This window comes from Streptomyces sp. NPDC096132 (assembly GCF_044763345.1).
In the GTDB taxonomy this organism is placed as follows: Bacteria; Actinomycetota; Actinomycetes; order Streptomycetales; family Streptomycetaceae; genus Streptomyces.
In genome coordinates, this window is record NZ_JBIWGA010000013.1 from 41,895 (window position 1) to 67,448 (window position 25,554).

General features: G+C 69.5%; 19 protein-coding genes. 13 read left to right on the forward strand and 6 right to left on the reverse strand.

The window, feature by feature from the left end; translation table 11 throughout:
* Window positions 1–3: 3 nt before the first annotated feature.
* Complete coding sequence (locus tag ACIRF9_RS28580; protein ID WP_403827845.1) at window positions 4–2,892, reverse strand: hypothetical protein; 2,889 nt, start codon at window positions 2,890–2,892, stop codon at window positions 4–6.
* Window positions 2,893–3,033: 141 nt separating this feature from the next.
* Complete coding sequence (locus tag ACIRF9_RS28585) at window positions 3,034–4,458, reverse strand: hypothetical protein (RefSeq protein WP_403828239.1); 1,425 nt, start codon at window positions 4,456–4,458, stop codon at window positions 3,034–3,036.
* 211 nt (window positions 4,459–4,669) lie between these two features.
* Here ACIRF9_RS28585 and ACIRF9_RS28590 point away from each other — a divergent pair, with 211 nt between their 5' ends.
* Both ACIRF9_RS28590 and ACIRF9_RS28595 read left to right on the forward strand, forming a co-directional pair.
* Complete coding sequence (locus ACIRF9_RS28590; protein ID WP_403827847.1) at window positions 4,670–5,827, forward strand: hypothetical protein; 1,158 nt, start codon at window positions 4,670–4,672, stop codon at window positions 5,825–5,827.
* An 88-nt stretch (window positions 5,828–5,915) separates the two neighbouring features.
* Window positions 5,916–6,245, forward strand: a complete 330-nt coding sequence (locus tag ACIRF9_RS28595) for a hypothetical protein (protein WP_403827849.1) — start codon at window positions 5,916–5,918, stop codon at window positions 6,243–6,245.
* Here the strand turns inward: ACIRF9_RS28595 and ACIRF9_RS28600 are convergent.
* From ACIRF9_RS28600 to ACIRF9_RS28615, 4 genes are read right to left on the reverse strand one after another with little or no spacing between them, the layout of a single operon-like run.
* The gene (locus tag ACIRF9_RS28600) at window positions 6,226–6,996 is read right to left on the reverse strand and encodes a succinate dehydrogenase/fumarate reductase iron-sulfur subunit (protein ID WP_403827851.1); all 771 of its coding nucleotides are present in this window, start codon (window positions 6,994–6,996) and stop codon (window positions 6,226–6,228) included. The genes ACIRF9_RS28595 and ACIRF9_RS28600 overlap by 20 nt on opposite strands.
* Window positions 6,993–8,936, reverse strand: coding sequence for a fumarate reductase/succinate dehydrogenase flavoprotein subunit (locus ACIRF9_RS28605; protein WP_403827853.1), 1,944 nt, complete (start codon window positions 8,934–8,936; stop codon window positions 6,993–6,995). The genes ACIRF9_RS28600 and ACIRF9_RS28605 overlap by 4 nt, the downstream gene beginning before the upstream one ends.
* Complete coding sequence (locus ACIRF9_RS28610) at window positions 8,936–9,769, reverse strand: hypothetical protein (protein WP_403827855.1); 834 nt, start codon at window positions 9,767–9,769, stop codon at window positions 8,936–8,938. The genes ACIRF9_RS28605 and ACIRF9_RS28610 overlap by 1 nt, the downstream gene beginning before the upstream one ends.
* A gap of 41 nt (window positions 9,770–9,810) precedes the next feature.
* Entirely contained in the window at window positions 9,811–10,101 is a 291-nt protein-coding gene (locus ACIRF9_RS28615; RefSeq protein WP_403827857.1) for a hypothetical protein, read from the reverse strand.
* Between the two features lie 270 nt (window positions 10,102–10,371).
* Here ACIRF9_RS28615 and ACIRF9_RS28620 point away from each other — a divergent pair, with 270 nt between their 5' ends.
* From ACIRF9_RS28620 to ACIRF9_RS28670, 11 genes are all read left to right on the forward strand, one after another.
* Complete coding sequence (locus ACIRF9_RS28620; protein WP_403828241.1) at window positions 10,372–12,897, forward strand: ABC transporter substrate-binding protein; 2,526 nt, start codon at window positions 10,372–10,374, stop codon at window positions 12,895–12,897.
* A gap of 103 nt (window positions 12,898–13,000) precedes the next feature.
* Window positions 13,001–13,711: a hypothetical protein gene (locus tag ACIRF9_RS28625; protein ID WP_403827859.1), complete on the forward strand. Its 711-nt coding sequence runs from the start codon at window positions 13,001–13,003 to the stop codon at window positions 13,709–13,711.
* A 170-nt stretch (window positions 13,712–13,881) separates the two neighbouring features.
* Entirely contained in the window at window positions 13,882–15,789 is a 1,908-nt protein-coding gene (typA, locus tag ACIRF9_RS28630; protein WP_403827861.1) for a translational GTPase TypA, read from the forward strand.
* Between the two features lie 635 nt (window positions 15,790–16,424).
* Window positions 16,425–18,050, forward strand: a complete 1,626-nt coding sequence (locus tag ACIRF9_RS28635) for an ABC transporter substrate-binding protein (protein ID WP_403827863.1) — start codon at window positions 16,425–16,427, stop codon at window positions 18,048–18,050.
* A 142-nt stretch (window positions 18,051–18,192) separates the two neighbouring features.
* Window positions 18,193–19,125: an ABC transporter permease gene (locus ACIRF9_RS28640; RefSeq protein WP_403827864.1), complete on the forward strand. Its 933-nt coding sequence runs from the start codon at window positions 18,193–18,195 to the stop codon at window positions 19,123–19,125.
* The gene (locus ACIRF9_RS28645) at window positions 19,118–20,065 is read left to right on the forward strand and encodes an ABC transporter permease (protein ID WP_403827866.1); all 948 of its coding nucleotides are present in this window, start codon (window positions 19,118–19,120) and stop codon (window positions 20,063–20,065) included. The genes ACIRF9_RS28640 and ACIRF9_RS28645 overlap by 8 nt, the downstream gene beginning before the upstream one ends.
* Window positions 20,066–20,076: 11 nt before the next feature.
* Complete coding sequence (locus ACIRF9_RS28650) at window positions 20,077–21,129, forward strand: ABC transporter ATP-binding protein (RefSeq protein WP_403827868.1); 1,053 nt, start codon at window positions 20,077–20,079, stop codon at window positions 21,127–21,129.
* On the forward strand, window positions 21,122–22,270 hold the full coding sequence (locus ACIRF9_RS28655; RefSeq protein WP_403827870.1) for an ABC transporter ATP-binding protein: 1,149 nt from the start codon (window positions 21,122–21,124) through the stop codon (window positions 22,268–22,270). Before ACIRF9_RS28650 ends, ACIRF9_RS28655 begins: the two co-directional genes overlap by 8 nt.
* Window positions 22,271–22,346: 76 nt before the next feature.
* Window positions 22,347–22,733, forward strand: coding sequence for a VOC family protein (locus ACIRF9_RS28660; RefSeq protein WP_403827871.1), 387 nt, complete (start codon window positions 22,347–22,349; stop codon window positions 22,731–22,733).
* A gap of 785 nt (window positions 22,734–23,518) precedes the next feature.
* A complete protein-coding gene (locus tag ACIRF9_RS28665) occupies window positions 23,519–23,734 on the forward strand; it encodes a helix-turn-helix domain-containing protein (protein WP_403827873.1) in 216 nt (71 codons plus the stop codon).
* A 192-nt stretch (window positions 23,735–23,926) separates the two neighbouring features.
* Complete coding sequence (locus ACIRF9_RS28670) at window positions 23,927–25,552, forward strand: ABC transporter substrate-binding protein (protein WP_403827875.1); 1,626 nt, start codon at window positions 23,927–23,929, stop codon at window positions 25,550–25,552.
* The last annotated feature ends 2 nt before the right edge of the window (window positions 25,553–25,554 follow it).

The following is a 25,554-nucleotide window of genomic DNA, read 5'->3' on the forward strand; positions in this document are numbered from 1 at the left end:
TCCTTAGAAAAGCTTGAAATGCTTGAGCTCGGCTCCAGCATACTTACCGGTGTTCTCGGTGGCCTGGACCAGGACGTACTGCAGCGTCTGGTTCTTGATGGCCTTGCGGATCTCCCTGGCGTACTTGGCGTCGTTGGGTGAGAAGGCGCCCCGAGCCTGCATGTCGGCCAGGATGGTGCGGACGTATTCGATGGTTCCCTGTTTCACCATGGTGCCGCTGTCCTGCGCACCATTGCCCTGGCGCCAGTCGAGCCGTGCGTTGGGCCCCTTCGCCTCGACGATGATCAGGTTGCCGTCCTTGTCACGCCACAGCTGATCGAACCTCTTGGAGCCGTTGGGCGTCTCGGGGAGGTCGGTGATCTCGTGGGATCCCTTGAACTCCTCCTGCAGCAGCATGTGTCGGCGTGCGGCCTCCTCGCCGAGGGCCTCGCCGAGCTTGCTGTTGTTGGAGACGCCCTCGCCGACCGTCTGGTTGAAGTGGTCCTGCGCGTCGGCGAGCGCCTTCGCGGTCTCGTCGGTCGGATTGGCCTCGTAGGCCCGCTCGGCGTTGGTCAGTTCCATGCCTGCCAGGCGCTTGGCCGAAACGTCGTCGAGGTGACCCAGATGCTCCGGGGGGACCGTGGCGCGACCCCTGTCCAGGGGAGTGGAGTGGAACCTCTCCGGGTTCGCGTACGGCAGGTCGTCGGCAGCCATCCAACCGCCGCCCGGCTTCTCGACCAGCTTCGGCAGGAGTTGCCCGTCGACCATCGCATTGGCGTCGTTGCGGTAGCCGGGGCCCCACTTGTCGTAGTGCTCCGCGCGCCACACCGGATCCTCGTTGGCCAGCCGGACGTGCTCGCGGGTGATGGCGGCCCGCTCCGCCGGTGTCCTCTCGTCGGCCGGCTTCTCGCGGGCGGCCTCGTACTCCTCGCGGTGCCGTGCTGCCTCGTCCGCGTGATGGCCCGCGTCGTCCGCGCTCCGGGCGGCGTCGTCGGCGCCGGAGGCCGCGTCGTCGCCGAGTCCGCCCAGATCGTCCAGGCCGCCTCCGGGAGGCGTCTCGGGGCCGTGGCCGGGGAGGTCGTGGCCGCCGCTGCCCGGGAGGTCGTGGCCGGCGTGTCCCGGTGTGCCGGTGTCGGTGGCGTGACCACCGGGCGCGTGGCCGCCCGTCGACGTGCCCGGCACCGCGTTGTCCCCGGTGCCTACCGGGGTGTGCGTGTCGACGCTGTTCCGCGGCAGGTTGTCGCCGACTCCGCCGCCGGGGAGGTGGTCCGCGGTGCCGCCGGGGAGGTGGTCGCCGGCGTGGACCACCGGGGTGGTGGTCGCGTTGTCGGTTGCGCGGCCGACGTCGCCGAGGTCGGTGTCGAGGCTGTTGCCCAGGTTGATGTGCTGGGCGGCGTTGTCAGCGGTGTGGGTGCCCGCGCCGACCAGGGCCGGTTCCTTGACCTGGGAGTCGACGCGAGGGGTGTCCGCGCCGGAGGCGGGGGTGTGGGGGGCGGGCTGGTCGACGATGTCGCCGGGGCCGTCCGCGGCCTCCTTGATGACGGAGCCGTTCTCGTCGAGGAGGTTGCCCTGCGGGTCGTAGTAGCGCGCCGGGGCGCCCGCGTCCGTGGGCAGCTTGACCGAGCCCTCCGGCAGGGCGGGAGTGTGGTCGGGCAGCTTGAAGTTTCCGTCGGGGAGCTTGGTCGCGCCCTCCGGGATCGCCGCGCCCTCGGGCAGGTGGAACGTGCCGTCCGGGAGCTTGACCGAGCCCTCCGGGAGTTCGATCACGTTCTCCGGGAGTTTCGGGATCTCGATGTTCCCGACGCCCTTGAGGGCCTTGGTGATGTCGCCGATCTTCGACAGGCCGGCGCCCGCGCCCTTGGCGATGTAGGTCATCGGGTCGATGACCTTGCCCGCCTTGCCGGCCACCGACAGCACCTTCGCCACCGCGCCCGCCTTGCCGGCCCCCGCCGCCGCGCCGCCCGCGCCGCCGGTGAAGACGGTGGTCAGGACGTTGAAGGTGACCGCTCCGGCCGCGCGGCCGGGGTTCTTGCCCCACTCGTCCCACGCCACCAGCGCCTTGCCGGTCTCCTTCATCGCCGTGCGCGAATCGCGGATCCAGGAGGGCAGCTTGTCGTCGGGCAGGAGCCAGAACGCCGTGCCCACGCCCGGAATCGAGGAGATGACCAGACCGGTCGCGAGCTGCGCCAGGCCCTTCCATGCCTGGCCCATCGCGTCCCAGCCGCCGAAGCCGACCAGCGTGCCCAGGCCCTTGATGGTGCCCCAGATGCCGTCCACGATCAGGCCGTCCCAGACGAAGGACTTCACCCAGTGGCCGACCTCGTACCAGTGGTGCTTCTCCTCCACCGGGTCACCCCAGGGGAGTTTCGCGTTCTTCATGTCCTCGGCGTTGAAGCCGTACTGGTCCGTGCGCTCGGAGCCGTCCCCGGCCACCATCTGGGTTCCGCCCCAGATCCCGGTGATCTTGTTGTGGCAGGTCCGCTCGGCCGCCCAGAACGCCGCGACGGTGGCGGTGATGTCGTCCCGGATCCGGTTGTGCTCGTCGACCTTGTCCTCGTCGTACTCCCACTCGTCGTCGTCCTTGACCGAGGCCACGAACGTCGTCGCCTTCGTCTTCAGCTCCAGCAGCTTCGACACGAGGGGACGGATCTCGGTGGCGTACGAGGACAGCGCCGAGGACACCGTCTCCAGGTCCGTCGCGAAATCGTCCGCGCGGTCCTGCACCGGCTTCGTCGTCGCGAACAGCTGCTCCGCCTCCGGCGCGTGGTAGAACGCCGACAGGCCCTGGAACTGGGAGTGCACATCACTGCCGGTGGTCCGGACGTTCCCCGCGTCCTTCTTCAACGCGGCGTGATCCAGCTCCAGTTGGAACAGATTCCCGGTGAACTGAGGAATTTCCTCCGGCTTGATCATGCCCGCACACCCCCGTGTGTCCGTCTCGTCCCGCCGGAATTACTCACGACAAGATCGGATCATCATACAAAAGGGTATTGACGGAGCCTTGGAATCGTCACCGATCCGCCACAACTGGGATCGATTTCAGCCCACTTGGACTCAGGAGTCGCTGAATCCCCCGGGCGGGGGCCCGCCGTCGGAGGCGTCGCCCGGGAGGATCCCCCCGATGACCGCACCGACGGTCCCGTCCGCGTCGGCGGTCGCGGGCCGGGGCCCCACCGGGTTCCCGTGCAGTCGTACGTCCTGCTCGGCCAGTTGCCGTGCCTCCAGGGCGAGTTCGTCGGCGTGTTCGGTGTCGGCCGAGGTCCCGGTCGCGAGGAGCCGTTGCGCCTCCGCGAGCCGGGTGCGGGCCGTGGCGCCCACCGCGCCCCGGTGCGTCGTGACGAAGTCGTCCGCGGACGCCGTCGCGGCGCGGGCGACGGACAGCGCGGCGACCGGCAGCACTCCGGCCCGCCCCGAGGCGAGAGGCGCGGTCGCCCGCACGATCCGGCGCAGGACGCCCAGCGGGTCGTACGGCTGCTTCGACGTCAACTCCTGGCGTACGGAGGCCAGGACGGCGTCGGCGTTGAGGAGCCGGGGGTGCGGCTCGTCCCGCCGGAACGTGTGCCGCCGTATCGTCGCAAGTTCCGCCTCGGCGCCCGTGAGCGCGGCCGGCACCGTCTCCTCGGCGTCCCGCAGTTCGGCGGCCACGCGGCCGACGCCCTCGACGAAGACGGACGCCTGGGCCACGGCGGCCTCGGCGGCGCGCAGCTGCCGGGCCGCGTTCTCGGGTTGGCCGGAATCGATCGCCTGGCGGGCCAGGTTGAGCCGGGCGGTGGCGAACAGCAGCCGGTCCTTGGCCTGTTCGACGTTGCCGGCGACGGAGGTGGTCGCGGTGGGCGCGTAGCGCCGTGCGAGGTCGGCGAGGAGGGCCTGAGCCACGCCGGTACGGCCCGCCAGCTCCCGGAAGCGCGCCTCCGCGAAGGGCAGGGTCCCCACCGGGTCCCGCAGTTCCGCGAAGTCGGCGGCCACGGAGTCCAGCCGTCGCCCGGCCTCCTCGCAGCGCCCGACCATCCCCGCGAGCGCGTGCCGCCGGGCCGCTTCCTCCTCCGGTACGCCCTCGTCGTACCGCTGCCGCATCCGGAAGGCGGCGGCCAGTTCGCCCTCCGCGTCGCGCAGCGCCCGCTCGAACGGGACGACGGCCTGCGGCCCGAGGAGTCCCCGCGCGAAGCCCAGTTCGGCGCGGGCCGCGCGGAGCCGGTCGTCGGCGTGGACGAGCGCCTCGCAGGCCGCCGCGTCCGGTCCGGCGAGGGGCGGCGCCGCACTCGCGGCCGGAGGGCCGCTCACCCCTCCGGGCGTCGTCCGCTCGCGGGCCCGCCGCACCCGGCGTATGTACCCGTACCCGGCGACCGCGCCCACCGCGCCGACCGCCACCAGCGGCAGCACCAGGTCCGCCGCGGAGGTCCCGTCCTCCTGGGCCACGGCGGCGCTCGCGGCGGGCGCGGGCGCCGTGATCGCAACCGGCGCGTCGCTCACGGACGTCATCGCAGGCAACACCAGCCACACCACCCCGGCCGCACCACCCACCAGGGCATGCGTCACCCGCACGGATATGTGCGACCTGGCACGCCGCGGCCGGCCCCGATACATGGATGACGTCACATTTCGGAGCGTATGGCCGCGAATGCGGCGACGCGAGCGGGATGCGTCCGAGGCGGGGGTGCTGGGGCAGGGCATCACTGAAGGGGGAACGGGGATGGAGAACGGCAAGATCGCGGACGTGGACGCGGGGGCGGAGCCGGATCCCGAGGCTGAGCAGGGAGCCCAGCAGGGAGCCCAGCAGGGAACACGGCGAGAAGGCGAGCCGGGAGCCGACGCTCCGGCTCAGCGGGATCCGCGGCCCGCTCGGCCCCGCCGCCGACGATGGCGCCGTCTCGCCCTCGCCCTCGTCCTTCTCCTCCTCACCCCGATCCTCGCCTCCCAGATCGCCCTCGGCGTCAACTACCTGGGCGACCCCGCCGACGGCACCCGTACCCGGAACAGGGACGCCATCTGGCTGGGCCACGCCTGGGTCGACGGGCGGAAGGACGACGCCGACGTCAAGGCGCTCGCCGACCGGCTGCGGGACACCGGGATGCGCGATCTGTACGTCCACGCAGGTCCTCTCGAACACGACGGGACGCTGCCCGCGTCGGCCTACCCGCGGGCGAAATGGTTCATCGCCGCCGTGCACCGGGAGGCACCCGGCATCCGGGTCCAGGCCTGGCTGGGGGACAGGCTCGCCAGTGAGAGCCCGAACGGGATGCGGCTGGAGCGGGCGGCGACCCGTGCCGCCGTCGTGCGGTCGACCCGCGAGATCCTCGCCGTCGGCTTCGAGGGCGCCCACTTCGACCTGGAGCCCCTCCACTCCGGCGACCGGAACTACCTCGCCCTGCTCGACACCCTGCACGAGGTCACCCGCTCGCGCGGCGCCCGACTCTCCGTCGCCGCCCACCAGATCGACCCCGTTCCCGGCTTCCACTCCTTCTGGGGCACGACCACCGGCCACCCCAAGTGGTGGTCGCAGCGGTTCTTCGGCCAGGTGGCCCGTCGCGTCGACCAGATCGCCGTGATGTCGTACGACACCATGCAGCCGCTGGAGAGCACCTACGGCGGCTATGTCGCCCAGCAGACCTCCCTCGCCCTGGAGGTCACCCCGCCCGGCACCGACCTGCTGATGGGGCTGCCGTTCTACAAGGAGAACCGTTTCGGGCACTGGGCGCACGCCGAGACGGTCGCCGCCGCCGTACGGGGCGTACGGCTCGGGCTGTCCCGCACCGACGCCGACCGCGAGAACTTCGGTGTCGCGGCGTACGTGGACTTCACGGCGACGGAGACCGACTGGGCGTCGTACGAAAAGGGGTGGGTCCGGTGAGATCGTCCCGGTCACCTTTCCCAAGGCCTGGTCCGATGCGGGGCATCGCCGAGTCAAATCTCTTGCGGGTGCCGGAGATCTTGGGACCATGAGCGCCATGCACTGGATAGCGGTGAGTATCGCCGTGGCCGTCACCACGGCCGTGGCGGCGGCGGGCGTCGTGGCCGTCACGACAGGCTGGACGCTGCCTCTCGGGCGGGAGCGGATCCTGCGGCCGAAGCTGTGGGGCGCGGGCCTGCTGCTGATCGCCTTCGGTACGGCCTTCTTCCTGTTCCTCGGCCCGCTGGGCGGCGTGCCGACCCGGCATCCCTACCTTCCGTTCCTCGGCATTGCCGTGAACTTCGGGGGGCTCGCCCTCCAACTGCTCGCCCAGCGCCACGGCCGCACGCCCGTTCCGCCTACGAACTCCGCCTCCTGATCCTCGACCCCAGCCACACCAGCGGGTCGTACTTGCGGTCGACCGCCCGCTCCTTCAGCGGGATCAGCGCGTTGTCCGTGATCCTGATGCCCTCGGGGCAGACCTCCGTGCAGCACTTGGTGATGTTGCAGTAGCCGAGGCCGTGGTCGTCCTGGGCCGTGCGCCCCCGGTCCAGGCCGGACTCCTCGGCCGCGTCCAGCGGATGCATGTCCAGCTCGGCCACCCGCATCAGGAACCGCGGACCGGCGAACGCCGTCTTGTTCTCCTCGTGGTCGCGCACCACATGACAGGTGTCCTGGCACAGGAAGCACTCGATGCACTTGCGGAACTCCTGCGGACGGTCCACGTCCTCCTGGAACATCCGGTACTCGCCCGGACCGACGCCCTCGGGCGGCACGAACGCCGGAACCTCCCTGGCCTTCTGGTAGTTGAAGCCGACGTCCGTGACCAGGTCCCGTACGACCGGGAAGGCACGCAACGGCGTCACGGTGATCGTCTCGGTCCGGTCGAACACGGACATCCGCGTCATGCACAGCAGCCGCGGCCGCCCGTTGATCTCCGCCGAGCAGGAACCGCACTTGCCCGCCTTGCAGTTCCAGCGGACGGCCAGATCGGGCGCCTGGGTGGCCTGGAGGCGGTGGATGATGTCGAGGACGACCTCGCCGTCGTTCACCTCGACCGCGAAGTCCTCCAGCCCGCCGCCCTGCGTGTCGCCCCGCCACACCTTGAAGCGGGCCTCGTAGCTGCTCACTCGTACAGCTCCTCTTCGGCGAGGTACTTGACCAGCTCCTCCTTCTCGAAGAGGGCGAGCAGGTCCGGGCGGATGGGGTCGGTGTTCTCCCGTACGAGGTGGATCTGGCCGCGCTCGGGGTCGGTGGCCGCGAGTCCGCCCGTCGGGTCGGCGAGCCGGCAGAGCAGGTTGGCGTTGCGCCACTTCCGCTCCATCGTCGGGTGGTCCTCGCGGGTGTGGCCGCCGCGCGACTCGGTGCGCTCCAGCGCGGCCCGCGCCACGCACTCGCTGACCAGCAGCATGTTCCGCAGATCGAGAGCCAGGTGCCAGCCGGGGTTGAACTGCCGGTGGCCCTCGACGCCGGCCCGCCGGGCCCGTACCCGAAGCTCGGCCAGCTTGCGCAGGGCCTGCTCCATCTCGCCCTCGCGGCGGATGATGCCGACCAGGTCGTTCATGGTCTGCTGGAGCTCCTGGTGGAGGGTGTACGGGTTCTCCGCGGGGCCGGCCGGCTCCGCGTCCCCGGTCTCCGCCTCGGCCGAGAAGGGGCGCAGGGCCTCCGCCGCCGCCGCGTCCACCTGTACGTCGTCCACGGGCGGTCGCCCGAACGCCAGGCCCGCCGCGTACTCGGCCGCGTGCAGCCCGGCCCGGCGACCGAAGACCAGCAGGTCGGACAGCGAGTTCCCGCCGAGGCGGTTCGAGCCGTGCATACCGCCCGCCACCTCACCGGCCGCGAACAGTCCCGGCACCCCGCGCGCCGCCGCCGTGTCGGAGTCGACCGCGATGCCGCCCATCACGTAGTGGCAGGTGGGCCCGACCTCCATCGCCTCCGCCGTGATGTCGACGTCGGCCAGCTCCTTGAACTGGTGGTACATGGACGGCAGCCGACGCTTGATGACCTCGGCGGGCATCCGCGTCGACACGTCCAGGAAGACCCCGCCGTGCGGGGAGCCCCGGCCCGCCTTCACCTCGGAGTTGATCGCGCGGGCCACCTCGTCGCGCGGGAGCAGCTCAGGGGGCCGCCGGTTGTTGTCCGGGTCCTCGTACCAGCGGTCGCCCTCCTCCTCCGACTCGGCGTACTTCTCCTTGAAGACGTCGGGGACGTAGTCGAACATGAAGCGTTTGCCGTCGGAGTTGCGCAGCACCCCGCCGTCACCGCGCACGGACTCGGTGACCAGGATCCCCTTCACCGACGGCGGCCAGACCATGCCCGTCGGGTGGAACTGCACGAACTCCATGTTGAGCAGGGGCGCGCCCGCGAGCAGCGCCAGCGCGTGGCCGTCGCCCGTGTACTCCCACGAGTTCGACGTGACCTTGAAGGACTTGCCGATACCGCCGGTCGCGATCACCACGGCGGGGGCTTCCAGGACGAAGAAGCGGCCGGTCTCGCGTTCGTAGGCGAAGACACCACTCACGCGTGAACCGTCCTTCAGGACGCGCGTGACCGTGCACTCCTGGAAGACCTTCAGCCGGGACTCGTAGTCGCCCGTCTCGCGGTGGTCCTCCTGCTGGAGCGCGACGATCTTCTGCTGGAGCGTGCGGATCAGCTCCAGGCCGGTGCGGTCGCCGACGTGCGCCAGGCGCGGGTACTCGTGGCCGCCGAAGTTGCGCTGGGAGATCCGGCCGTCCTTCGTACGGTCGAACAGCGCGCCCCAGGTCTCCAGCTCCCACACCCGGTCCGGGGCCTCCTGCGCGTGCAGCTCGGCCATCCGCCACTGGTTGAGGAACTTGCCGCCGCGCATGGTGTCGCGGAAGTGGACCTGCCAGTTGTCGTGCTCGTTGACGTTGGCCATCGCCGCCGCGATGCCGCCCTCGGCCATCACGGTGTGCGCCTTGCCGAACAGCGACTTGCAGATCACGGCCGTGCGGGCGCCGCGCTCCCGGGCCTCGATGGCCGCGCGCAGACCGGCGCCCCCGGCACCGACCACGACGACGTCCCATTCCTGCCGCTCCACCACGGACATCAGAAAAACCTCGGATCGTCGAAAGCACCGGAAGCGACCAGGTACACGTAGAAGTCGGCGAGCGCCACGCTCACGAGCGACGCCCAGGCGAGCAGCATGTGCCGGGCGTTGAGCCTGCCGACGAACTGCCATGCCCTGTAGCGCACGGGATGCCGGGAGAAGTGCTTCAGCTTGCCGCCGACGATGTGCCGGCAGGAGTGGCAGGAGAGCGTGTACGCCCAGATGAGCGTGATGTTGACCAGGAACACCAGGGTGCCCAGGCCCATGTGGCCCCAGGCGTAGTGCTCGTCGCGGAAGGCGAGCACGGTGTCGTAGGTCAGGATCCCGGCGACGACGATCGCGGCGTAGAAGAAGTACCGGTGGATGTTCTGCAGGATCAGCGGGAAGCGGGTCTCACCGGTGTACTTCTTGTGCGGCTCGGCCACCGCGCAGGCCGGGGGCGAGGCCCAGAAGCCCCGGTAGTAGGCCTTGCGGTAGTAGTAGCAGGTCAGGCGGAAGCCGAGCGGGAAGATCAGGATGATGATCGCGGGGGAGATGCCCCACCAGCCGCCGAAGATCTCCGCGTTGGGGCCGGCGTGCATGGGCCGGCAGTTCTCCGCCAGGCAGGGCGAGTAGAACGGCGAGACGTACGGCGCCGCGTAGTAGTCGGCGTTCGCGAAGGCCCGCCAGGTCGAGTAGGCGATGAACGCCAGCAGACCGGCGGCGGTGACGGCGGGGGCCAGCCACCAGCGGTCGGTCCGCAGATGAGGGGCGGCGATCGCGGCGCGGCCCGCGCCGCGTACGCCGCCCGGGGGATGGGATTCGGTTGATGGGGGTTCCGTACCAGTGGCCAATGCAGGACTCCGGTCGGTGTGGGTTCCGGGTTCTCGGGTTCTCAGGGGGCGTGTCGGTCCCGGGCGCCGAGTCCCTCGTCGTCCGTGTCGATCCACAGGGAATCGTCGTACGGCGTGTCGGGGATCGTGACGAGCTGGGGCTTCTTGGGCGCCGTCGGACCCGAGGCGGCCTCGCGCAGCAGCGCGACGCTCTCCCTCAGGTGATCGGCGTCGGTGCGGACGCGGCGCATCTCCAGGCCGCCGCTGCCGAGCTGCTGCTCCAGACGACCGACGGACCGTGAGAGGTCGTCGAGGCAGCGCTGGACCGTAGTCAGGTCGTCGTGCACGGACATGACGTGACCTCGCTTCCGTGGGCTGTGCCCTGGACGGCAACGTTCATGCGCCTGCGAGTGTTGCGCGTCACACCGGTCGGTGTGAAGGCGTGTGCAGCGATTGGCGGACACGGAGGGGGCGCGTTGCTCCCTCCGGGTGGGGTTGGGCGCCCCGGCCGCCGTGTCGCCCTCGGCAGGCGAACCCTTTCCTCTTCAGTGGCTTCAGTGGGCTGTAGATCTGATCAAAGTCCAAAATACCCCCAAATATGATCAGAGGTGCCAAAGATGTCGATGCCCTACGACGGCGTCGGGCTGCGCTCGGTCATGCGCTCGGTCGCCTTTCTCGCCGCGGGCGCCCTCACGGTGACCCTGTTGAGCGGCTGCGGCTCCGACGACGAGGCGGGCAAGCCGCTGGCCCACCAGGACATCGCCCCGGCCGCCCGCGCCCTGGTCGCCGACGGGGGCACGCTCCACTGGGCGGTGGACGCGGTGCCGGAGACCTTCAACACCTTCCAGTCGGACGCCGACGCCGCGACCACCCGGGTCGCCCAGGCCGTCCTGCCGTCGATGTACCGGCTCGACGTCAACGGGCGGGCCCGGCGCAACGCCGACTATCTGGAGTCCGCGAAGGTCGTCGACACCGAGCCCAAGCAGGTCGTGCTGTACAAGCTGAACCAGCAGGCGGTGTGGAGCGACGGCCGGGAGATCGGCGCCGCCGACTTCGCCGCGCAGTGGCGCGCCCTGTCCGGCAAGGACAGCGCCTACTGGACCGCGCGCAACGCGGGCTACGACCGCATCGAGAAGATCGAGCGCGGCGACAACGACCTGGAGGTCCGGGTCACCTTCGAGCGGCCCTACTCCGACTGGCAGTCGCTGTTCTCGCCGCTGTACCCCAAGGAGGTCATGGGCACGCCCACCTCGTTCAACGACGGGGCGCGGCGCACGCTGAAGGTGACCGCCGGTCCGTTCCTGGTGAAGGAGGTCGACCGCAAGAACGGGCAGGTACGGCTCGCCCGCAACCCGCGCTGGTGGGGGGAGCCGGCGAAGCTCTCCGAGCTCGTGCTGCAGGCCGTGCCCCGCGAGGACCGGGCCGCCGCGCTGGCCGCCGGGAAGATCGAACTGGCCGAGATCGACCCCACCGACGCGCAGCGCATCGACGGCGCCGCGAACGGATCGGCGGCCGGACCGCTGTCCGGACCCGGCGCCGGACGCACCGCCGCGAAGGCCCTGCGCTCCTGGGCCCTCGCGCACGGCTCCGACCAGGAGACGGCACGGCACGAGACCCGCGCCCGCAAGAAGCTGCGCAAGGCGATCGCCAGGTGGGAGAAGCAGCAGAAGGCACTGCGCGACTTCGAGGTACGGCGCTCCCTGGAACCGGCGTACACCCAGCTGGCGCTCAACGGCGCGGACGGACCGCTGGCCGACGAGCGGGTACGGCGGGCCGTGGCCCGGGCCCTGGACCGCAAGGAACTGGCCGAGCTGGTGCTCAAGCCGCTGGGCCTGCCCGCGGTACCGGTCGGCAGCCACCTCGCCCTGTCCGGCCAGGAGGCGTACGCCGACAACAGCGGCGCCCTCGGCGGCCAGGACACGGCCGAGGCACAGGCGCTGCTCGCGGACGCCGGGTGGGTGGCCGGAGGGCCCGTCGAGGAGAAGAAGGGCGAGAAGGCGGCCGGATCGAAGGGACGGAAGTCCGAGGCCGAGGGAGAGAAGAACGCGGACGGCGAGACGGAGTCGGAAGGCGGCTCCGACGGCGCGTACATCGTGGGGGAGGGGGAGGACGACAAGGCGCGGGCGGGGGCGGGAGAGAAGACGGCGAGGGGGGCGGACGGGAAGACGGCGAGGGAGTCGGAAGAGAAGACGGCGAGGGGGGCGGACGGGAAGCGGGCGGAGTCGGACGGGCGGACGGCGGCGGGGTCGGACGGGCGGACAGCGGCGGGGTCGGACGGGAAGAGGCGGGCGGAGTCGGACGGGCGGACGGCGGCGGGGTCGGACGGGAAGAGGCGGGCGGGGTCGGACGGGCGGACGGCGGCGGGGTCGGACGGGCGGACGGCGGCGGGGTCGGACGGGAAGAGGCGGGCGGAGTCGGACGGGCGGACGGCGGCGGAGTCGGACGGGAAGAAGGGCGAGGACTCGGGGCGGCAGCTCGCGCAGGAGGGTACGCAGTACCGGCACCGGCGCCAGGGCGGTGCCCCCGGCGCCTACGCCCCCAAGGGCACCAGGGCTCCGGCCGGTGCCGCCGCCGGGGCGCTGGCCAAGGACGGCAAGGCGTTGTCGCTGCGGTTCGTGCTGCCGTCCGGGCCGGGCTCGGAGCCGCTGCGCACGGTCGCCGCACGGATCACACGCATGCTGCAGAAGGTCGGCATCAGCACGGAGACCGTCAAGGTCACGGACGAGAGCTACTTCAAGGACCACATCGCCTCCGGCCAGTACGACCTCGCCCTCTACTCCTGGCCCGCGACCGCGTTCCCGGCCACCGACGCCCGCCCGATCTACGCCAAGCCGGTACCGGCCGCCGACGGCTCGCTCAGCGTCGAGCAGAACTACACCCGCGTCGGCACCGACCAGGTCGACCAGCTCTTCGACCAGGCCATCACCACCCTGGACGCCGACGAGGAGCGCTCACTGATCCGCAAGGCCGACTCCCGCATCTGGGCGGCGGCCGCCTCGATCCCCCTCTATCAGCGCCCCCAGCTCACGGCCGTCAGGAAGAACGTCGTCAACGCCGGCTCCTTCGGCTTCCAGACCCCCGTCTACGAGGACATGGGCTTTCTGAAGAAGGGCAGCCAGCTGCCCCCGAGCCCGTCGTCGAGCGAGTGAAACAAGCTGGTCACAGCATGATCGGATGATCGCTCCGACGCTTGCCGCGGCCGCCTCCGTGACCGCACGATGAGGCGGCAGGCACACGACGGGGGAGCGGTACATGAGGGGAATCACGGGGCGGTCCTGGGCCGCGGGGGTGGCCGCGGTGGCGCTGGCGGCGGGCCTGACGGCCTGCACCGGGGGACCGGACGACGACGGCGGGGGCAAGGCGACCTCCGGCGCCAAGGTGGCGTCGGCGAGCCCGGCGACCGGGAAGCGGGCGTGCACGAACGGCACGTACACCTGGACCGGCATCGGACAGACGAAGCGGCTCACGGGGATCACCGAGCCGGAGCGGCTCGGCAAGGGCGGCGGCAGGCTGACGTACCGGCTGACCCGGGTGTACACCCCGCACCAGTCGGTCGAGGCCTCGGGCCCGGCCCTGTCCTTTGCCGAGGTGCTGTTCTCGTTGGGCAAGAAGACCGGTCTGATCCAGTCCGACGCCGCCACGGCCGCCGAGGACGACTCGAAGGACGCCTTCGCCGACGTGAACCGGAAGGCGCCCGACCTCAACCCGGGCGGCACGAACGCGGTCGACGGCGCCGGCCGCTTCGTCCAGTACGCCTACACGGTCGAGGTGGCGGGTGACTTCCGCTACTCCTGCGCGGACGGCACGGACGTGCTCGGCCACGCGGTGGGCTGGAAGATCGACGGCTCCGGGATCATCGACTGCGACCACTCCATCGACGGCGACCCTGGTGACACGGCCCTCGCCCGGTCCGCCGCCCTGCTGGTCTGCGACCCGGGTTCGGCCGCCACGAAGGGTGCCTGAGCCGCGTGGGGGACCCGGCCGAGCGGGGTGCGTCGGCGCCCTGCGGGGGCCGCTCCCCGCTCGGCCACGTACCATGGGGTGAGGCCGTGGCGTGTCAAGCCCGGCAGGGCCCGCGTAACACAGACGTACGCAGCAGGGCCGGTCCTCACACTCCGGGAGAACGCCGCTTTATGGCCACGCGCCACGACATTCGCAACGTAGCCATCGTCGCCCACGTCGACCACGGCAAGACGACCATCGTCGACGGCATGCTGAAGCAGGCCGGCGCCTTCGCCGCCCACCAGCTCGACTCCGTCGACGACCGCATGATGGACTCGAACGACCTGGAGCGTGAGAAGGGCATCACGATCCTCGCCAAGAACACGGCGGTGAAGTACCACCCCAAGGACGGCGGGGACCCGATCACGATCAACATCATCGACACCCCCGGCCACGCCGACTTCGGCGGCGAGGTCGAGCGCGGTCTGTCGATGGTCGACGGTGTCGTGCTGCTGGTGGACGCCTCCGAGGGCCCGCTCCCGCAGACCCGCTTCGTGCTGCGCAAGGCCCTCCAGGCCCGGCTGCCGATCATCCTCTGCATCAACAAGACGGACCGGCCCGACGCCCGGATCGACGAGGTCGTCAACGAGACCTACGACCTCTTCCTCGACCTGGACGCCGACGAGGAGCAGATCGAGTTCCCGATCGTCTACGCCTGCGGCCGCGACGGCATCGCCTCGCTGACCAAGCCGGCCGACGGGACCGTGCCGGAGGACTCCACCAGCCTGGAGCCCTTCTTCTCCACGATCCTGCAGCACATCCCGGCCCCGACCTACGACGCGGAAGCCCCGCTCCAGGCGCACGTCACCAACCTGGACGCCGACAACTTCCTCGGCCGTATCGCGCTGCTCCGCGTCCACCAGGGCGAGCTGAAGAAGGGGCAGACCGTCGCCTGGATGAAGCGCGACGGCTCCGTCACCAACGTGCGCATCTCCGAGCTGATGATGACCGAGGCGCTCACCCGCAGGCCCGCCGAGAAGGCCGGCCCGGGTGACATCTGCGCCGTCGCCGGTATCCCGGACATCATGATCGGCGAGACCCTCGCCGACACCGAGAACCCGGTCCCGCTGCCGCTCATCACGGTCGACGAGCCCGCGATCTCCATGGTCATCGGCACCAACACCTCCCCGCTGGTCGGCCGCGGCGGCACCGGCAAGGGCGCCGACAACAAGGCGGCCGTCAAGGACCGCAAGGTCACCGCCCGTCAGGTGAAGGACCGTCTGGACCGCGAGCTGGTCGGTAACGTCAGCCTCCGCGTCCTGGACACCGAGCGCCCCGACGCCTGGGAGGTGCAGGGCCGCGGTGAGCTGGCGCTGGCCATCCTGGTCGAGCAGATGCGCCGTGAGGGCTTCGAGCTCACCATCGGCAAGCCCCAGGTCGTCACCAAGGACGTCGACGGCAAGGTCTACGAGCCGGTCGAGCGCATGACGATCGACGTGCCCGAGGAGCACATGGGCGCCGTCACCCAGCTGATGGGTGTCCGCAAGGGCCGGATGGACAACATGTCCAACCACGGCTCCGGCTGGGTGCGCATGGAGTTCGTGGTGCCCTCGCGCGGTCTCATCGGCTTCCGGACCGAGTTCCTGACCCAGACCCGCGGCACGGGCATCGGGCACTCCATCCACGAGGGCCACGAGCCCTGGTTCGGCGCCCTGCAGACCCGCAACAACGGCTCCCTGGTCGCCGACCGCGCCGGTGCCGTCACCGCCTTCGCGATGACGAACCTCCAGGAGCGCGGTGTGCTGTTCACCGAGCCCGGCACCGAGGTGTACGAGGGCATGATCGTCGGCGAGAACTCCCGCTCCGACGACATGGACGTCAACATCACCAAGGAGAAGAAGCTCACCAACATGCGGTCCTCGACCGCCGACGTGGCCGAGTCGATCGTCCCGCCGCGCAAGCTGTCGCTGGAGCAGTCGCTGGAGTTCTGCCGTGACGACGAGTGCGTCGAGGTGACCCCGGAGGCCGTCCGCATCCGCAAGGTGAACCTGGACGCCCGCGAGCGCGCCCGCGCCGCGAGCCGCGCCAAGCACGGCTGACGGGTCCCGAAGTGAGGAGAGCCAGGTCCCGCGTGGCGGGGCCTGGCTCACTTCGTTCACGCGGAGTCACTGGACAAGCAGGCGCGTGAACACAGTTTTTACTCGGCGAGGACATAGGGATAACCCTTTGATCCCGCCCGGAACCGCCCACCGGGGGCCGTTCGGTACTAGCCTCGGGTGAGTGCGCATTGTGCGCCTGCGGGTGCGGTGTCGACGAACGACCGAACGACCGTACGGCCAAAGGTCGTTGGCGGCGGACATGACGAGTCGACCCCCTTGCACAGCGGCCACGGTAGCCGCAACTGATTTTTCTCTCCCTCGCGTCCGGAATGCGGACACTCATCGTCGATAGATGTGTAACAAGTCCGTTTCGCAGGGATCTTCCCTCTATCCCTTTGTCCGGATTTTGGAAGAAGTAGCCGCAAGGTGTGATCGAACCGAGACCTCGGTGGTGTGGTTCGGCCTTCGCTCATGGCAGATAGTTAGGCGCGTAGAGCTCGGATGGACGGGTCACGCGCCGACAGGCGGCGCAGGCTCGCGAGCGCTGGCGGCACCGATCATTTTCAGGCACTGGCAACGGTGTTGAGTCGTGTGCTGCCCCTGCGCTGAACCTATGGATTCTTGAGGAGGAACCCATGCGCGGTGCGAGGAGTGCCAAGTGGGTCGCGATAGCCGCGGTGGTGGCACTGGGAGCGACCGCCTGTGGTGGTGGCGACGACGACAGCAAGGGCGACAGCAAGGCCGCCGTCGACCCGAACGGCACGTTCACGGTCGAGTCGGGTGAGCCGCAGAACCCCCTGCAGCCCGCCAACACGATGGAGTCCTACGGCAGCATCGTGATCAACTCGCTGTTCACCGGTCTGGTCGACTATGACGACAGCGGCAAGATCGTCTACATGAACGCCGACTCGATCAAGACCACGGACAGCAAGACCTGGACGGTCAAGCTGAAGGCGGGCTGGAAGTTCCACGACGGCACCCCGGTCACCGCCGAGTCCTACGTCAAGGCCTGGAACTGGGCCGCGAACCCGGACAACAAGCAGACCAACAGCTTCTGGTTCTCCGACATCGCGGGCTACGACAAGGTCGCTCCGGAGAAGGGCAAGGCCACGGCCACCGAGCTCTCCGGTCTGAAGGTCGTCGACGACACCACCTTCACCATCGAGCTGACCACGGCGATCCCGTACTACGAGTACAAGCTCGGCTACCAGGCCTTCTCGCCGCTGCCCGACTCCTTCTACAAGGACCCGAAGGCCGCCGGCGAGAAGCCGGTCGGCAACGGCCCCTACCAGTTCGTCAGCTGGGACCACAAGAAGGCCATCACGGTCAAGAAGTACGCCGGCTACAAGGGCTCGAACGCCGCGAAGAACGGCGGCGTGGTCTTCAAGAACTACTCCACCCCGGAGACCGCGTACGAGGACCTGAAGTCCGGCAACCTCGACGTCATCACCCAGATCGCCCCGAAGGACCTGCCGGTCTACAAGCAGGACCTCGGCGACCGCGCCGTGGACCAGGCGTACTCCGCCATCCAGATGATCACCCCCGCCTTCTACACCAAGCAGTGGAAGGACATCGACCCGAAGGTCCTCCAGGGCCTGTCGATGGCGATCGACCGCGACACCATCACCAAGACCGTGCTCCAGGGCACCCGTGAGCCGGCCACCGGCTGGGTCGCCAAGGGCGTCCTCGGCTACCAGCCGGACGTCGCGGGTGACGTCACCAAGTACGACCCGACCAAGGCCAAGGCGCTCATCAAGGAGGGTGGCGGCGTTCCCGGCAACGCGATCACCATCCAGTACAACACCGACGGCGGTCACAAGGAGTGGGTGGAGGCGGTCTGCAACTCCATCACCAACGCCACCGGTGTGAAGTGCGCCACCGACCCGAAGGCCGACTTCCAGGCCGACCTCGACGCGCGTGACGCGAAGGAGGTCAAGTCCCTGTACCGCTCGGGCTGGGTGCTGGACTACCCGGTGAACGCCAACTTCCTCCGTGACCTGTACGGCACCAAGTCGTCCGGCAACCAGAGCGGCTTCTCCAACAAGACGATCGACGCGGACATCGCCGCCGCCGACAGCGCCACCACGCTGGACGACTCGGTGAAGAAGTACCAGGAGGTCGAGAAGCAGCTCGTCAACTACATGCCGAGCATTCCGCTCTGGTACTACAAGGTCAACGCGGGCTACTCGGAGAAGGTCTCGGGCGTCAAGTTCGGCCAGGACGGCGACCCGATCCTGACCGGCGTCCAGGTCAAGAAGTAACCGCAGACAGCCCGTAGCCCGGGGCGCGCACGCCGCGCCCCGGGCACGGCAGCGGCCGGGGGGCCCTTTCCACACGCATCGCGAGACGGTGCGCGGGGAAAGGGCCCGCCTGCTGCCGCTGTGACTTTTTTATGGAGGCACGATGGGGCGCTACGTCGCACGACGACTGCTCCAGATGATCCCGGTCTTCTTCGGGACCACCCTGCTTATCTTCCTCATGGTCTACGCCCTGCCCGGTGACCCCGTCCGAGGGCTGTTCGGGGACAAGGGCGGCAGCCCACAGGTGATTGCCGCGCTGAGGCACGAGTACGGCCTGGATAAGAACATCTTCGTGCAGTACTTCGACTACATGAAGGGCATCCTGCTGCACGCCGACTTCGGCACGCAGATCGCCAGCGGCCGGCCCGTGACCGACGTCCTCGGCGACGCCTTCCCGGTCACCCTGCGGCTGGGCGGCTTCGCCTTCGTCATCGAGCTCGTCCTCGGCATCGGCCTCGGCGTCTTCGCGGGCCTGCGCGCCGGACGCGCCGCCGACACCTCGGTCCTGCTGGTCACCCTGCTGCTGATCTCGGTCCCGGTCTTCGTCCTCGGCTTCATCCTCAAGTGGATCTTCGCCGACGAGCTCAAGTGGCTGGAACCGAACGTCAACGACCCGACGAACTACGGTCAGTTGCTGATGCCTGCGATTGTGCTGGCCACGGCGTCACTCGCCTATGTGTCCCGGCTGACCCGTACGTCGATCGCGGAGAACATGCGCGCCGACTACGTCCGCACGGCCATCGCCAAGGGCCTGCCCCGCCGTCGGGTGGTCGGTGTCCACCTCATGCGCAACTCGCTGATCCCGGTCGTCACCTACCTGGGCACTGACATCGGCGCCCTGCTCGGCGGTGCGGTCGTCACCGAGGGCATCTTCAACATCCAGGGCATCGGTGGCACGATCTACCAGTCGATCGTCCGCCGGGAAGGCACCACCCTCGTGGGCCTGGTGACCATCCTCGTCCTCGTCTACCTCGTCGCCAGCCTCCTTGTCGACCTGCTCTACGCGGTCCTTGACCCGAGGATTCGCTATGCCTGACATGACCAAATCCGACACCGCCACCGCCGCACCGGACGCCGTGGCCACCGCCGCCCCTGCCGGAGCTCCGGTCAAGGCCGAGAAGGTCCGCAGCCTGTGGGGCGACGCCTGGCAGGACCTGCGCCGCAACAAGATCTTCATCATCTCGGCGGTGCTGATCCTGCTGCTGCTGACGATCACGTTCTTCCCCGGCTGGTTCACCAGCGCCAACCCGACCTACGGCGACCTGTCCAAGCACTACCTGCAGAAGCCGCAGCTCGGGAAGGTGTTCTCGCCCGACTGGCTGGGCTACGACGCGCAGGGCCGCAGTGTCTACGCCCGGCTCATCTACGGCGCCCGGGCCTCCATAGCCGTCGGCTTCGGCACCACGATCGTCGTGACGGTCGTGGGCGGTCTGGTCGGCATGATCGCCGGCTACTTCGGCGGGATCGTCGACTCCATCCTGTCCCGGCTCGTGGACGTGTTCTTCGGTATCCCGTTCCTGCTGGGCACCATGGTCGTCCTCAACTCCTTCCCGGAGCGCACGGCCTGGGTCGTCATCGGCGCCCTGGGCTTCTTCGGCTGGACCCAGCTGGCCCGTGTGATGCGCGGCGCGGTGATCACCACCAAGCAGTCCGACTACGTCCAGGCGGCCAAGGCGCTCGGCGCGAGCACCACGCGGATCCTGTTCCGGCACATCCTGCCGAACACAATGGCCCCCGTGATCGTCGTCGCGACCATCTCGCTCGGCGTCTACATCGGCTCCGAGGCCACGCTGTCCTTCCTGGGGCTCGGCCTGAACGGCGTCTCCTGGGGCAACGACATCTCCGACGGCGGCAACTCGATCCGAGTCGCCCAGTGGATCATGCTCTACCCGTCGATCATGCTCACCATCACGGTGCTTGCGTTCATCATGCTCGGCGAAGCGGTCCGCAACGCCCTTGACCCGAAGACGCGCTGAGGGAGGCGTACGTGACCACCATCGAAGAAGTCGCCCCGGTTCCGGCGCCCCGCGACGGCGGGGACGCCCCGCTGCTCGAAGTGCGTGACCTGCACGTCGAGTTCGTCACCCGCGAGGGTGTCGTCAAGGCCGTCAACGGCGTCAACTACAGCGTGAAGGCCGGCGAGACGCTCGCCGTGCTCGGCGAGTCCGGTTCCGGCAAGTCGGTGACCGCGCAGGCCGTCATGGGCATCCTGGACATGCCCCCGGCGCGGATCCCGCAGGGCGAGATCCTCTTCCGCGGCCAGGACATGCTCAAGATGTCCGCCGAGGAACGCCGGCGCATCCGCGGCCAGCGGATCGCCATGATCTTCCAGGACGCGCTGAGCTCGCTCAACCCCGTCCTGACCGTCGGCTACCAGCTCGGCGAGATGTTCCGGGTGCACCAGGGCCTCTCCAAGAAGGAGGCCAAGGCCAAGGCGATCGAGCTGATGGACCGGGTGAAGATCCCGGCCGCCGCGGCCCGCGTCGACGACTACCCGCACCAGTTCTCGGGCGGTATGCGCCAGCGCATCATGATCGCCATGGCGCTGGCGCTGGAGCCGGACCTGATCATCGCCGACGAGCCCACCACGGCTCTCGACGTGACGGTCCAGGCCCAGGTCATGGACCTGCTCGCGGAACTGCAGCGCGAGTACAACATGGGTCTGATCCTCATCACCCACGACCTCGGCGTCGTCGCCGACGTCGCGGACAAGATCGCCGTGATGTACGCGGGCCGGATCGTGGAGCGCGCCCCGGTGCACGAGCTCTACAAGCGCCCGGCGCACCCGTACACCCGGGGGCTGCTGGACTCGATCCCGCGCCTGGACCAGAAGGGCCAGGAGCTGTTCGCGATCAAGGGTCTGCCGCCCAACCTGCTGCGCATCCCCACCGGTTGCGCCTTCAACCCGCGCTGCACCAAGGCGCAGGACATCTGCCGTACGGACGTTCCGGCCCTGCAGCCGGTGACCGAACAGGACGGCAGCGAACTGGTCGGCCGCGCCTCGGCGTGCCACTTCTGGAAGGAGACGATCCATGGCTGAGCTCAGCAAGACCGACGAGCCGCAGGAGGCCACGCCGAACGTCTCCGAGGTGGAGACCGCGGACGTCCACTCCGAGACGGAGGCGGTCGCCGCGATCGAGGCGCCGGTGGACCGCGGCGAACCGATCCTTCAGGTGCGCAACCTGGTGAAGCACTTCCCGCTCACCCAGGGCATCCTGTTCAAGAAGCAGATCGGCGCGGTCAAGGCCGTCGACGGCGTCTCCTTCGACCTGTACCAGGGCGAGACGCTCGGCATCGTGGGCGAGTCCGGCTGCGGCAAGTCCACGGTCGCCAAGCTCCTGATGAACCTGGAGCAGGCCACCGCGGGCGAGATCTTCTACAAGGGCCAGGACATCACCAAGCTGTCCGGCCGCGCCCTGAAGGCCGTCCGCCGCAACATCCAGATGGTGTTCCAGGACCCGTACACCTCGCTGAACCCCCGTATGACGGTCGGCGACATCATCGGCGAGCCCTTCGACATCCACCCGGAGGTGGCCCCCAAGGGCGACCGGCGCCGCAAGGTGCAGGAACTCCTGGACGTCGTGGGTCTCAACCCGGAGTACATCAACCGCTACCCGCACCAGTTCTCGGGCGGTCAGCGGCAGCGCATCGGCATCGCGCGCGGTCTGGCCCTCAACCCCGAGGTCATCATCTGCGACGAGCCGGTCTCCGCGCTGGACGTGTCCGTCCAGGCCCAGGTCATCAACCTGATGGAGGGACTGCAGGACGAGTTCAACCTCTCCTACATCTTCATCGCGCACGACCTGTCCATCGTGCGGCACATCTCGGACCGGGTCGGCGTGATGTACCTCGGCAGGATCGCCGAGATCGGCTCCGACGAGCAGATCTACGAGCACCCGACGCACCCCTACACCCAGGCGCTGCTGTCGGCGGTCCCGGTGCCCGACCCGGAGGCCCGTGAGGGCCGCGAGCGGATCATCCTCACCGGTGACGTGCCGTCCCCGGCGAACCCGCCGTCCGGCTGCCGCTTCCGCACCCGCTGCTGGAAGGCGCAGGACAAGTGCTCGACCGAGGTGCCGCTGCTCGCCGTACCCGAGCGCTTCCGCGGCGAGGACACCCCGGCCGCCCATGAGTCGGCGTGCCACTTCGCCGAGGAGAAGGACGTCGTGCACGCGGCGTGACACCTGATCGGCGACATGCCGGTGCCCGGCACCTCGGCGAGAGGTGCCGGGCACCGGTGCGTTGCCAGGAGGAAGCATGCTTCACCACATCGAGCTGTGGGTCCCCGAGCTGACCCGGGCGGCCCGCTCCTGGGGCTGGCTGCTCGGCCGGCTCGGCTACGAGCCGTACCAGGAGTGGGAGCACGGCCGCAGCTGGCGGCAGGGCACGGCCTACGTCGTCGTGGAGGAGTCCCCGGCGATGCGCGGGGGCGTCGGCCACGACCGGCTGCGCCCGGGGCTCAACCACCTGGCGTTCCACGCGGGAAGCCGGCCCGAGGTCGACGCGCTGGCGGCCGACGGGCCGGCCCACGGCTGGACGCCGCTCTTCGCGGAGCGATACCCGCACGCGGGCGGCCCGGACCACTACGCGGCCTACCTCGAGAACACGGACGGATTCGAGGTCGAGCTGGTGGCCGGCCCCTGAGCCCGCGCTACTTCCACTCCAGGCCCACGCGTTGGCGTCCTCGCTCACGGTGGACTTGTTGGTGATTTGACATCCTCCCGTGGCTGAAGCCAAGGGATTCCAGCCCTTGTGGGCTGAAGTTCACGGGCACTCGAACCCTCACGGGTTGTCACCCCTCCGGCGTGTCCCGCCGCGACGTGAGTGTTGTGCAGTTCGGCGCCCGCTTGGTTGTCGCTCAGCCCCGCGGTGACCTTATCGCTTGTGCGCCGGGGCGTCGAAGCGCCCTGGTGGCGATTCGACGCTTCCTGCCCCGCTCCGCCGGGAGCGGGCATTCCCCCAGGCCCCCGGGATCAGGAGGACAGACGGCGGAGGCCGGAGCGGCCACGCCCGTCACGATGCCGCCCGCGACAACGGCGGTGGAGACGACGGTACTTGCGATTCTCAGCACGAACGATTCCCCCTTCAGGAACTCTGCGCTCACCGGAGCGCGGAGTCAGCATTGGCCGCGTACGGACAAGCCTGCAAACGGGTTGCCGGGGTGGCGGAACACGCCCATGCACTTCGATGCATTGACAGCCCCGAGCGTCGGCGGGCAAAGCGTGCAGACGGGAAGTCACCTCAGGTGCGGGCGCGTTGAATTGGCCCGTCTCCGTGCGAAAGGTCGCTATCGCATCACCTGTATGAAGTGATCAGCGTCTCACCGCGGAGCCGTATGCGCTTTGCGGTATGAAAGGCGTGCTCAAGACGAATTGTTGGTTGCGGCGGATCACAGAGGCGCCGGCGTCGGGACGCCCTTCGGTGCGGCCGTGCGCGCCAGACGGCTGGAGTTGGGGCTCACCCAGGAACGCCTCGCCACCCAGGCGGGCATGACCCAGGGCGCGCTGTCGCGCACGGAGTGCGGCCACGGGGTGCCGACCCTGCCGCTGCTGGAGCGGCTGGCGGCGGCCCTGTCGTCGAACCTGCTGATCTCCATGTCGCCGCACGGCAGTGTCCACGTGGTCTTCAAGGCGCTTCCGCGCTGACCGCGCCCCATGCCCCATCGGTGCGAACACCGACCCCGAACGGCTCAGTCGAGCCGTTCGGGGTCATCCTCCTGACACCCCTTTGAACCCGTACGGGTGGGGTGAAAGTGCACGCAAAGCGCCATGTGCCGATATTGACTGGTAAAGGATCAAGGCACCCCTGGGTCCGGCGCAGTCAAGAGGAGGCACTCCATGCGTGGAGCCACGCACGCCAAGTGGGCCGTATGCGCGGCGGTGGCCGTGCTCGCGGCGGCGGCCTGCGGGGGCGGGGGGAGTGACGGCGGCGAGGGCGGCGCGGTGCTCAGCTCGTCCTGGGGAGACCCGCAGAACCCGCTGGAGCCGGCCAACACCAACGAGGTGCAGGGCGGCAAGGTCCTCGACATGATCTTCCGAGGGCTGAAGCGGTACGACCCCGACACCGCCCAGGCGCAGAACATGCTGGCGAAGAGCATCGAGACGCCGGACTCGCAGAACTTCACGATCACCCTCGAGGACGGCTGGACGTTCAGCAACGGCGAGAAGGTGACGTCGAGGTCGTTCGTCGACGCCTGGAACTACGGGGCGAGCCTGAGGAACAGGCAGAAGGCCGCGGAGTTCTTCAAGTACATCGACGGCTACGCCGAGGTGCACCCGGAGACGGGCACCCAGACCGCCGACACCCTCTCCGGACTGAAGGTCGTCGACGACCGCACCTTCACCGTGCGGCTCAGCCAGAAGTTCTCGTCCTTCCCGGACACCCTCGGCTACGCGGTCTTCGCGCCCCTGCCGCGGGCGTTCTTCGACGATCACGACGCCTGGCTGAAGAAGCCGGTCGGCAACGGGCCCTACACGATCGCGTCGTACACCCGGGGCTCGCAGATGAACCTGGTCCGCTGGGCCGGCTACCCCGGGGCGGACAAGGCGCAGAACGGCGGGGTGACCCTGAAGGTCTACACCGACCCGAACACCGCCTACACCGACCTCCTGGCCGGCAACCTCGACCTCACCGACGACGTGCCCGCCGCCCAGCTCAAGAACGCCCCGAGCGACCTCGGCGGCCGGTACCTCAACCAGCCCGCCGGCATCATCCAGACCATCGCCTTCCCCTACTACGACAAGGAGTGGGGCAAGGCCGGCATGGACAAGGTCCGCAAGGGGCTGTCCATGGCCATCGACCGCGGCCGGATCACCGAGACGATCTACCAGAAGACGAGGGTCCCGGCCACGGACTGGACGTCACCGGTCCTCGGCCTGAAGGGCGGTGACAAGCAAGGGCTGTGCGGCCAGTGGTGCACCTATGACCCCGCCCGGGCCAAGGAGCTGATCCAGGAGGGCGGCGGACTGCCCGGCGGGCAGGTGAGGATCACCTACAACGCGGACTTCGGATCGCACAAGCAGTGGGTCGACGCCGTCTGCAACTCCATCAACAACGTCCTCGGCGACGACAAGGCCTGCGTCGGCAGCCCGATCGGCACCTTCGCCGACTACCGCAACAAGACGACCCAGCAGAAGCTGAGCGGCCCCTTCCGGGCCGGCTGGCAGATGGACTACCCGCTCATCCAGAACTTCCTGCAGCCGCTCTACTACACCGACGCCCCCTCCAACGACGGCAAGTGGTCCAGCGAGAAGTTCGACCGACTCGTCGACCGGGCCAACGCCGAGACCGACCCCGCGAAGGCCGTCGAGCTGTTCCAGCAGGCCGAGGAGGTCGTCCGGGACGACATGGCCGCCATCCCGCTCTGGTACCAGAACGGCACGGGCGGCTACGCGGAACGCCTCTCCGACGTCCGGCTCAACCCGTTCTCCGTCCCCGTCTACACCGACATCAAGGTCGGCTGACC

Coding starts and splice junctions, on each gene's coding strand:
- ACIRF9_RS28580 (WP_403827845.1), bottom strand. CDS start 2,892: ATGATCAAGCCGGAGGAAATTCCTCAGTTCACCGGGAATCTGTTCCAA.
- ACIRF9_RS28585 (WP_403828239.1), bottom strand. CDS start 4,458: ATGACGTCCGTGAGCGACGCGCCGGTTGCGATCACGGCGCCCGCGCCC.
- ACIRF9_RS28590 (WP_403827847.1), top strand. CDS start 4,670: ATGGAGAACGGCAAGATCGCGGACGTGGACGCGGGGGCGGAGCCGGAT.
- ACIRF9_RS28595 (WP_403827849.1), top strand. CDS start 5,916: ATGAGCGCCATGCACTGGATAGCGGTGAGTATCGCCGTGGCCGTCACC.
- ACIRF9_RS28605 (WP_403827853.1), bottom strand. CDS start 8,936: ATGTCCGTGGTGGAGCGGCAGGAATGGGACGTCGTCGTGGTCGGTGCC.
- ACIRF9_RS28615 (WP_403827857.1), bottom strand. CDS start 10,101: ATGTCCGTGCACGACGACCTGACTACGGTCCAGCGCTGCCTCGACGAC.
- ACIRF9_RS28620 (WP_403828241.1), top strand. CDS start 10,372: ATGCCCTACGACGGCGTCGGGCTGCGCTCGGTCATGCGCTCGGTCGCC.
- ACIRF9_RS28625 (WP_403827859.1), top strand. CDS start 13,001: ATGAGGGGAATCACGGGGCGGTCCTGGGCCGCGGGGGTGGCCGCGGTG.
- typA (WP_403827861.1), top strand. CDS start 13,882: ATGGCCACGCGCCACGACATTCGCAACGTAGCCATCGTCGCCCACGTC.
- ACIRF9_RS28635 (WP_403827863.1), top strand. CDS start 16,425: ATGCGCGGTGCGAGGAGTGCCAAGTGGGTCGCGATAGCCGCGGTGGTG.
- ACIRF9_RS28640 (WP_403827864.1), top strand. CDS start 18,193: ATGGGGCGCTACGTCGCACGACGACTGCTCCAGATGATCCCGGTCTTC.
- ACIRF9_RS28645 (WP_403827866.1), top strand. CDS start 19,118: ATGCCTGACATGACCAAATCCGACACCGCCACCGCCGCACCGGACGCC.
- ACIRF9_RS28655 (WP_403827870.1), top strand. CDS start 21,122: ATGGCTGAGCTCAGCAAGACCGACGAGCCGCAGGAGGCCACGCCGAAC.
- ACIRF9_RS28660 (WP_403827871.1), top strand. CDS start 22,347: ATGCTTCACCACATCGAGCTGTGGGTCCCCGAGCTGACCCGGGCGGCC.
- ACIRF9_RS28670 (WP_403827875.1), top strand. CDS start 23,927: ATGCGTGGAGCCACGCACGCCAAGTGGGCCGTATGCGCGGCGGTGGCC.